Source organism: Kitasatospora sp. NPDC091257 (assembly GCF_044757675.1).
Lineage (GTDB): Bacteria > Actinomycetota > Actinomycetes > Streptomycetales > Streptomycetaceae > Kitasatospora > Kitasatospora lactacystinica.
In genome coordinates this window covers 1-8,504 of sequence record NZ_JBIVVI010000270.1, presented here as the reverse complement: position 1 = coordinate 8,504, position 8,504 = coordinate 1, and the positions used below count along the sequence as shown (strand labels likewise).

Genomic DNA, 8,504 nt, shown 5'->3' with positions numbered 1-8,504 from the left:
GCTGTGACTTTGCCCTCCTCTTGGGAGGTGGCACGGTCAACCGTGCCGGGTGGCGCTAACCTCCCCTCAGGTTGGTTATTGACCGTTAACCGCGCCGGCGGCCCACGAGGCCCGGTCGGATGGTGGACGACGACGTCCAGGAGGCAGTCATGAGTGTGTCGGGGCCGATCCGTGTGGTGGTCGCCAAGCCCGGGCTCGACGGTCACGACCGTGGTGCCAAGGTCATCGCGCGCGCCCTGCGCGACGCCGGTATGGAGGTCATCTACACCGGACTGCACCAGACGCCCGAGCAGGTCGTCGACACCGCGATCCAGGAGGACGCGGACGGCATCGGGCTGTCCATCCTCTCCGGCGCCCACATGACGCTGTGCGCGCGGGTCCTGGAGCTGCTGAAGGAGCGCGACGCGGAGGACATCAAGGTCTTCTGCGGGGGGATCATCCCGGACGAGGACATCGCCGAACTCAAGGCGATGGGTGTCGCGGACATCTTCACCCCGGGCACGCCGACCCGCGACGTGGTCGCCTGGGTCGAGTCGAACCTGCGGGCCGGCTGAACCACCGCGCGTCGAGCGGGCCGCCCCTCCCGGGGCCGGCCCGCTCCGCCGTTCCGGGGCCCGGAAACCCCCGGAAAGCCGACGGGCCGGCCCGTCGGCCCCGGCAGCCCCCGGCTCAGCCCGCCAGCTCCGCGAGCATCGCCGCCCGGAAGCGCAGGGTGCCGGCCAGCCGGGCGAAGGTCTCGGACCACGCGGAGTCCGGGGCGGCCCCGGCGGCCAGCTCCTCCACCGCGGCGGCCGTCTCCGGGGCGAGCGCGCGCTCCGTCATCCCGAGCACCCCGCTGTGGCTCCACGGGTACGCCCCGGAGGCCGCCGCCCGGGCCAGGGCGGTCACCACGGCGGTGGACAGCGGTGGCGTCCACGGGGTGGCGCAGGCGCCGAGCAGCTGGAAGGCGTCGCCCAGCCCGTGCGCCGTGATGAACGCCGCCGTCCAGACGGCCCGCTCCTCCGGCGGGAGGACGGCCAGCAGCTTGGCCGGGGCGCCGGTGGCGCGCGCCGCGCGGGCCCGCGCACCGCGCCCGGACGGGGCCGGGCCGAGCAGCGCCCGGGCCCAGTCGGCGTCCTGCTGGCGGACGGCGGCCCGCGCCCAGGCCTCCCGCAGGTCGTCGGCCCAGCTGCTGCTGGTCTCGTCGATGCTGTCGCCGACCCGCAGGGCGAGCAGCTGCTCGGGCGTCAGCCCGGTGCTCTCCGGCCAGAGCGACAGCGGCGCGGCGGCCACCACCTCGCCGAACCACCAGGCCCGTTCGCCGCGCCCGGTGGGCGACTTGGGCGCGATCCCGTCGCGCTGCATCTGCGCGTCGCACTCGGCGGGCGGGGTGACCAGCAGATGCGTGCCGGTGCCGGCGAGTCGGACGGCGGCCCGCGCCCGCTCGGCCATCCGGCGGGCCAGGGCCGAGCCGGGCAGAGTGGAGAGCAGTTCGGCGGCGGTGGCCCGGACGTTCTTGCTCCGGTCGCCGAGGGCGGCCTCCAGGAACGGTTCGTCGGCGGGGGAGAGGCCGTCCTGGAGGGCGTCCAGGAAGAGCAGGCGGTCCTCGGCGCGCTCGGTGGACCAGGTGCCGCGCAGCAGTTCCAGGCCGGCCGCCGGGTCGCGGCGGCGCAGCAGCGTGAGGTGGGTGACCCGCTCGGCGAACAGGCCCTCGTGCCAGAGCCGGTCGTCCGTCGGCCGTTGCGGCAGGTCGGGGGCGGTGGTGCGCAGCACGAACCGCCAGTCGGGGTTCTGCTCGGCCAGCCAGCGGCCCGGCGGACCGGCCAGGGCCACGGCGTCGGGGCGCAGTTCGCTGCGGGCGCGGGCGGCGTCGAGCAGGCCGGGTATCAGCGCCGCGGGCGGGCGCAGGCCCCGGGCCCGGGCGGTGGTGAGCCACTGCGGCAGCAGCTCGGCCAGGTTGGCCAGGGTGCCGCCGCCGCTGCCGGCCCGCCCCGAGAGCAGGACGGCCAGCCGGCGGGCGGCCGGCTCGGGCAGCTCCGGGCGGGTGTCCTCGGCCGCGGGCGGGCCGGGCGGCCCGGCGGCCGGTACGGGCAGCGCTCCGGCCCGGCGGCGGACGGCGGCCAGTGCGGCCAGCTCCAGCAGGGCGGTGGCCGGGTCGCCCCGGTCCACGGCGTCCGCGAGCGGCAGGGCGGTGGCCGGGAGCGGGCGGCGGTCGGTGCCGAGCAGGGCGCTGGTGTGCAGGGTCTCCCACGGGTCCTGGGTGATCGTCATGCCGGGTTCTCCTGGGGAGTGTCCGGGGCGTGTCTGGGGCACGCCCTACGCGTTGGTGAGGCCGACCGGGCGTCGGCCGGCGGCCCAGGCCGTGACCGGGGCGAAGCCCTGGTGGCCGTACTCGCCGAAGACCGTCAGCGGGCGGCCGGTGGAGACGGCGGCCAGCCGCCACAGGGCCGTCTCCGGGACGGTCGAGGCGCGGACCGGCACGGTGTGGTGGCCGTCCGTCAGGAACCAGCCGTCCGGGGTGCGGACCGGGACGACGTCGCCGAGCACGGTCGGCCGGCTCTCCAGCCACGGGTCGTCGGCGACGGCGGTGCCGTAGCCGGCCACCGCCTCGGCGACGGTGAGCCCGGCGGGCGGTTCGGCGGGGCCCGGCTCGGGGGCGCCGTAGCGCTCGCCGAGGGTGGCGCGCAACGGGTGGGCGCCCGGGTGGTAGGCGAGGTCGGCCTCCACCAGGCGGCCGGTGGGCAGGGCGAGGGCGGGGGCCTGGCCGGTGCGGCCGAAGGAGAGCAGCAGCGCCGGGCGGCCGGTCTTGGCACCGCGCAGCCAGATCCGGCGGGTGATGAGCCGCTCGTCCGAGGTGTCGCGGCTGCCGAGCACCAGCCAGCGGTCGCGGACGGTCGGGCCGGCCAGCACCTCGTTGCTCTCCACGGTGTAGCCGACCCGGGTGCGGACGGTGGCGGCCAGCTCGGCGGGCAGTTCGTCCAGCCGGGTGGCGGCGGTGGCGAGCAGGTGCAGCATCGCGTACTCCTCCAGCAGCCGCTCCTGCGGCAGCGCGTCCAGTTCGCGGACCCGGGCGGCCAGGCCGGGGGCCTGTGCGTCGACCATCCGGGCGGCGACCTCCTCCCAGGGCCCGGCGGTGGACTGGTCGGCGAGGCCGTGCCGGACCCGGTCGGCCAGCCGCAGCCGCAGCTCGGCCGCGCCGGCCGCGACCCGGGCGCCGCGCCGCTCGGCCCGGCGCCGGGCGCCCTCCGGATCGACGACCTGCTCCTTCACGCGCTTCTCGGCGCGCTCCTGGCGGGACGTGAGCCACTCGGCCACCCAGTCGGCGGGCTCCCCGGCCGGGACGGCCTGCGGGGTTCCGCTCCACAGCAGGAGGAGCCCGAGCGCGTGCTTGCACGGGAACTTCCGGCTGGGGCAGCTGCACTGGTAGGCGGGCGTGGCGAGTTCGATCGCGGTGCGGTACGGCGTGCGGCCGCTGCCCTTGCACTCGCCCCACAGCGCGGTGCCGTCGGTGCCGGTGCCGGACCACGGCGCGGGCGCGGACAGTTTGCCCGCGGCCTTCTGCGAGGCGGCGTCAGGTGCCAGGGACAGGACGTGTTCGGTGCTCCAGCGTTCCTCCATGCGACCGACCGTAGGCGGCGGCACTGACATCGGCTGACGGCCCGTCCGGGGCCCCGCCGGGTTGTCAGTGGCTCGGTGCAGGGTTGGTTCCACAGGCCGGGACGCCGACCTGGCTCCCCCCGATCACCCTTGCGCCCGGGGCACCCGTGTGCCCGGCGGCAGACCCGAAGGAGCCCCCATGACCGACGTTCTGCGGCAGCACGCCGAGGACGCGTTCGCCGGCGAACTGGCCGCGCTGGCCGCACAGGACGACCGTCCGCGTCCCGAGCGCTGGAAGCTCTCGCCGTGGGCCGTGGCGACGTACCTGCTCGGCGGCGAACTGCCCGACGGCACCCGGATCACCCCCAAGTACATCGGCCCGCGCCGGGTCGTCGAGGTCGCCGTGACGACCCTGGCGACGGACCGCGCGCTGCTGCTGCTCGGCGTGCCGGGCACCGCGAAGACGTGGGTGTCCGAGCACCTGGCGGCGGCGATCAGCGGTGACTCCACGATGCTGGTGCAGGGCACCGCCGGCACCCCCGAGGAGGCCGTCCGGTACGGCTGGAACTACGCCCAGCTGCTCACCCGCGGGCCCAGCCGGGACGCCCTGGTGCCCTCGCCGCTGATGCGGGCGATGGCCGAGGGCAGGATCGCCCGGGTCGAGGAGCTCACCCGCATCCCGGCCGACGTGCAGGACAGCCTGATCACCATCCTGTCGGAGAAGACGCTGCCGATACCGGAGTTGGGCTCCGAGACGCAGGCGGTGCGCGGCTTCAACGTGATCGCCACCGCCAACGACCGCGACCGCGGTGTCAACGAGCTGTCCAGCGCGCTGCGCCGCCGCTTCAACACCGTGGTGCTGCCGCTGCCGGGCTCGCTGGACGAGGAGGTCGACATCGTCACCCGCCGGGTCAACCAGCTCGGCCGCTCCCTGGAACTGCCCGAACTGCCCGGCGGCGCCGAGGAGATCAGGCGCGTGGTCACCGTCTTCCGGGAGCTGCGGGCCGGGATCACGGTGGACGGCCGGACGAAGGTCAAGACCCCGAGCGGCACCCTCTCCACCGCCGAGGCGATCTCGGTGGTGACCAACGGACTCGCGCTGGCCACCCACTTCGGCGACGGCGTGCTGCGCGCCGGGGACGTGACGGCCGGCATCCTCGGCGCCGTCGTCCGCGACCCGGTGGCGGACCGGGCGGTCTGGCGCGAGTACGTCGAAGGGGTGGTGCGCGAGCGCGACGGCTGGAAGGACTTCTACCGCGCCGCCCGTGAGGTGGGGGCATGACGGCGCCCGAGGTCGCCCTGCTGGGCATCCGCCACCACGGCCCCGGCTCGGCCCGGGCGGTCGCCGCCGCGCTGGCGCAGTGGCGGCCGGACGCGGTGCTGATCGAGGGCCCGCCGGAGGCCGACGGCATCGTCCACCTGGCCGCGGAGAAGGACCTGGTCCCGCCGGTCGCGCTGCTCGCCCACGCGGTGGACGACCCGGCGAAGGCCGCCTTCTGGCCGTACGCCGAGTTCTCCCCGGAGTGGGTGGCGATCCGGCACGCCGTGGAGCACGACCTGCCGGTCCGCTTCATCGACCTGCCCGCCGGGCACGGCTTCGCGCCGGCCCCGGAGGAAGACGCGGAGGGGACGGCCGCGGAGGGGACGGCCGTCGAGGGCACGGCCGTCGAGGAGGAGGACGCCGGGCCGGTCGCCGACCCGCTGGCGCTGCTCGCCGAGGCGGCCGGGCACGACGACGCGGAGCGCTGGTGGGAGGACGTGGTCGAGCACCGCGCGCCCGGCGACGACGCGCTGGCGCCGTTCGCCGCCGTCGCCGAGGCGATGGGCGCGCTGCGCGCGGAGGGCCTCGGCGAGTCCCGCCGGGACCTGCTGCGCGAGGCGTACATGCGCCAGCAGATCCGTGCCGCCCGCCGCGCCGGGCACCGCAGGATCGCCGTGGTCTGCGGGGCCTTCCACGTCCCGGCGCTGGAGCGGATGCCCACCGTCGCCCACGACCGGGCGCTGCTCGCCGCACTGCCGAAGAAGGTGCGGACGGACATCACCTGGGTGCCGTGGACGCACCGCCGGCTCTCCCAGGCCACCGGTTACGGTGCGGGTGTGCAGTCGCCCGGCTGGTACCACCACCTGTTCACCACCGACGGTGACCCGGTGCCGCGCTGGCTCACCCGGGCGGCCGACCTGCTGCGCGCCGAGGACCACCCGGTCTCCTCCGCGCACGTGATCGAGGCGGTCCGGCTGGCCGAGACCCTGGCCGTGCTGCGCGGCCGCCCGCTCGCCGGGCTGACCGAGACCCTGGACGCCGTGCGCGCGGTGCTCTGCGAGGGCTCGGACGTCGCCCTGGAGCTGGTCCGGGACCGCCTGGTGGTCGGCGACGCGCTCGGCGAGGTCCCGGACGCCGCACCGGCGGTGCCGCTCCAGCGCGACCTGACCCGGTTGCAGCGCTCGCTGCGGCTCAAGCCCGAGGCCGCGCCGAAGGACGTCGACCTCGACCTGCGCAAGGACACCGACGCGGCCCGCTCCCGGCTGCTGCACCGGCTGCGGCTGCTGGGCGTGGACTGGGGTGTGCCCGCGCGCTCCTCGGTGAACTCGACCGGGACGTTCCGGGAGAGCTGGCGGCTGTGCTGGCAGCCCGAGTTCGCGGTCCGGATCGCCGAGGCCGCCCAGTGGGGCACCACGGTCGAGGAGGCCGCGGCCAACAAGGCCGTCGGCACCGCCCGCGCCGCCGGGGAACTCGCCGAGCTGACCGGCCTGGTGGAGACCTGCCTGCTGGCCGGGCTGTCCGGCGCACTGCCCGCCGTGATGCGGGTGCTCGCCGACTGCGCGGCCCTGGACACCGACGTCGCGCACCTCGCGGGCGCGCTGCCCGCACTGGTCCGCGCGCTGCGCTACGGCGACGTGCGCGGCACCGACCACGGCGCGCTCGCCGAGGCGGCCGCGGGCCTGGCCGAGCGGATCTGCGTGGGACTGCCGCCCGGCTGCGTCGGCCTGGACGCGCAGGGGGCGGAGGCGATGCGCGGCCGCCTCGACGAGGTGCACGGCGCGATCGGCCTGCTGGCCGCCGATCCCGGCGACGTCACTGCCGCCGGCACCACCACGGCCGACACCATCACCGCCGCCGGCACCGCGCCGGACCCGGACGGCCTGGCCGGCCTGGCCGACCGCTGGGCCGCCGCCCTGGGCTCGCTGGCCCGCCGCGAGCCGGCCGGCGGACCGGCCACCGGCGCCCCCGGGCTGCTGCGCGGCCGGGCCGTGCGGCTGCTGCTGGACGACGGCCGGCTCGACTCCGCGGCGGCCGGCCGACGGCTTCGGCTGGTGCTCTCCGCCGCCAACGCCCCGGCCGACGCGGCCGGTTGGGTCGAGGGCTTCCTGACCGGCGGCGGCGCCCTGCTGCTGCACGACCCGCGGCTGCTCGCCCTGCTGGACGAGTGGCTGACCGGGGTGAGCGGCGAGGCCTTCACCGACGTCCTGCCGCTGCTGCGCCGCACCTTCGCCGGACTGGAGGCGGGCGTGCGCACCACCATCGGCGGCCGGGTCGCGGCCGGCCCGCTCGGTGAGCCGCCGGCCGTCGACGCCGCGGCCGGTGAGCTGGACCGGGCCCGCGCCGACGCCGCCGTCCCGGTGGTGGCCCTGCTGCTCGGGATCCGCCCGAGGATCCCCCGGCAGGCCGCCGGCCGCGACACCTGACACCCGCCGCGGTGGCACCCACCGCACCGAACGCCTGCCCCACCGCAGGACCCGCTGAAGGAGGACGAGATGGCAGCGCCCACGACCGACGAACGGCTGCGCCGCTGGCGGCTGGTGCTCGGCGGCGAGGCCGACGGCACCGGCTGCGCCCTGCGCGGCCGCGACGCCGCGATGGACGGCGCCCTCGCCGCGCTCTACCGCGGCGCCCCCGAGGAGGGTGCCCGGGCCGGGCGCACCGGCCGCCGCGGTGCCGGGCTGGGCGGCTCGGCCCCGCAGGTGGCCCGCTGGCTGGGTGACATCCGCGAGTACTTCCCCTCCACCGTGGTGCAGCTGATGCAGCAGGACGCGATCACCCGGCTCGGCCTGGACCGGCTGCTGCTGGAGCCGGAGATGCTGGAGGCCGTCGAGCCGGACGTGCACCTGGTCGGCACCCTGCTGTCGCTCAAGCACGCGCTGCCCGAGACCACCCGGGAGACCGCCCGGGCGGTGGTCGGCAAGGTGGTCGCCGACCTGGAGCGCCGGCTCGCCGACCGCACCCGGGCCACGCTCGGCGGCGCCCTCGACCGCAGTGCCAAGGTCAACCGTCCCCGCCACCGCGACATCGACTGGGACCGCACCATCCGGGCCAACCTGAAGAACTACCTGCCCGAGCACGGCACCGTCGTCCCCGAGCGGCTGGTCGGCTACGCGCGCGCCCAGCGCGCCGTGAAGAAGGACGTCATCCTCTGCATCGACCAGTCCGGCTCGATGGCGCCCTCGGTGGTCCACTCGGCGGTCTTCGGCGCGGTGCTCGCCTCGATGCGCACCCTGGACACCCGGCTGGTCGTGTTCGACACCTCGGTGGTCGACCTCACCGAACAGCTCACCGACCCGGTCGACGTCCTGTTCGCCACTCGGCTCGGCGGCGGCACCGACATCAACCGCGCCCTGGCCTACTGCCAGTCGAAGATCACCCGGCCCTCCGAGACCGTCGTGGTGCTGATCAGCGACCTGTACGAGGGCGGCATCCGGGACGGCATGCTCAAGCGGGTCGCCGCGATGAAGGCGGCCGGCGTCCAGTTCATCGCCCTGCTCGCGCTCTCCGACGAGGGGGCCCCGGCGTACGACCACGCGCACGCCGCCGCCCTGGCCTCGCTCGGCGCGCCGGCCTTCGCCTGCACCCCGGACGCGTTCCCGGAGATCATGGCGGCGGCGATCGAGAAGCGCCCGATCCCGCAGAGCCTGTTCGAGGGGGCCGCCCAGGG

The 8,504-nt window shown here is 76.6% G+C and carries 6 protein-coding genes; 4 read left to right on the top strand and 2 right to left on the bottom strand.

Going from position 1 to position 8,504, the window contains the following annotated elements; translation table 11 throughout:
- The first annotated feature begins 149 nt into the window (after positions 1-149).
- Positions 150-554, top strand: a complete 405-nt coding sequence (locus tag ACIQOV_RS15195) for a cobalamin B12-binding domain-containing protein (RefSeq protein ID WP_224285525.1) — start codon at positions 150-152, stop codon at positions 552-554.
- 115 nt (positions 555-669) lie between these two features.
- Here the strand turns inward: ACIQOV_RS15195 and ACIQOV_RS15190 are convergent, their stop codons facing one another.
- The gene (locus ACIQOV_RS15190) at positions 670-2,250 is read right to left on the bottom strand and encodes a DUF5691 domain-containing protein (RefSeq protein WP_401048742.1); all 1,581 of its coding nucleotides are present in this window, start codon (positions 2,248-2,250) and stop codon (positions 670-672) included.
- A 45-nt stretch (positions 2,251-2,295) separates the two neighbouring features.
- Complete coding sequence (locus tag ACIQOV_RS15185; RefSeq protein WP_401048741.1) at positions 2,296-3,597, bottom strand: SWIM zinc finger family protein; 1,302 nt, start codon at positions 3,595-3,597, stop codon at positions 2,296-2,298.
- Between the two features lie 178 nt (positions 3,598-3,775).
- Between ACIQOV_RS15185 and ACIQOV_RS15180 the strand changes: the two genes are divergently transcribed.
- The 3 genes from ACIQOV_RS15180 to ACIQOV_RS15170 all read left to right on the top strand — a co-directional run.
- Positions 3,776-4,858, top strand: coding sequence for an AAA family ATPase (locus ACIQOV_RS15180; RefSeq protein ID WP_380548889.1), 1,083 nt, complete (start codon positions 3,776-3,778; stop codon positions 4,856-4,858).
- Positions 4,855-7,260, top strand: a complete 2,406-nt coding sequence (locus ACIQOV_RS15175) for a DUF5682 family protein (RefSeq protein WP_401048740.1) — start codon at positions 4,855-4,857, stop codon at positions 7,258-7,260. The genes ACIQOV_RS15180 and ACIQOV_RS15175 overlap by 4 nt, the downstream gene beginning before the upstream one ends.
- A gap of 69 nt (positions 7,261-7,329) precedes the next feature.
- Positions 7,330-8,504, top strand: a 1,175-nt coding sequence (locus tag ACIQOV_RS15170) for a VWA domain-containing protein (protein ID WP_401048738.1), incomplete at its 3' end; no start/stop codon positions are given.

Excerpts from the sequence above, each read along its gene's own strand:
- ACIQOV_RS15195 (WP_224285525.1), top strand. The coding sequence starts at position 150 with ATGAGTGTGTCGGGGCCGATCCGTGTGGTGGTCGCCAAGCCCGGGCTC.
- ACIQOV_RS15175 (WP_401048740.1), top strand. The coding sequence starts at position 4,855 with ATGACGGCGCCCGAGGTCGCCCTGCTGGGCATCCGCCACCACGGCCCC.
- ACIQOV_RS15185 (WP_401048741.1), bottom strand. The coding sequence starts at position 3,597 with ATGGAGGAACGCTGGAGCACCGAACACGTCCTGTCCCTGGCACCTGAC.
- ACIQOV_RS15180 (WP_380548889.1), top strand. The coding sequence starts at position 3,776 with ATGACCGACGTTCTGCGGCAGCACGCCGAGGACGCGTTCGCCGGCGAA.
- ACIQOV_RS15190 (WP_401048742.1), bottom strand. The coding sequence starts at position 2,250 with ATGACGATCACCCAGGACCCGTGGGAGACCCTGCACACCAGCGCCCTG.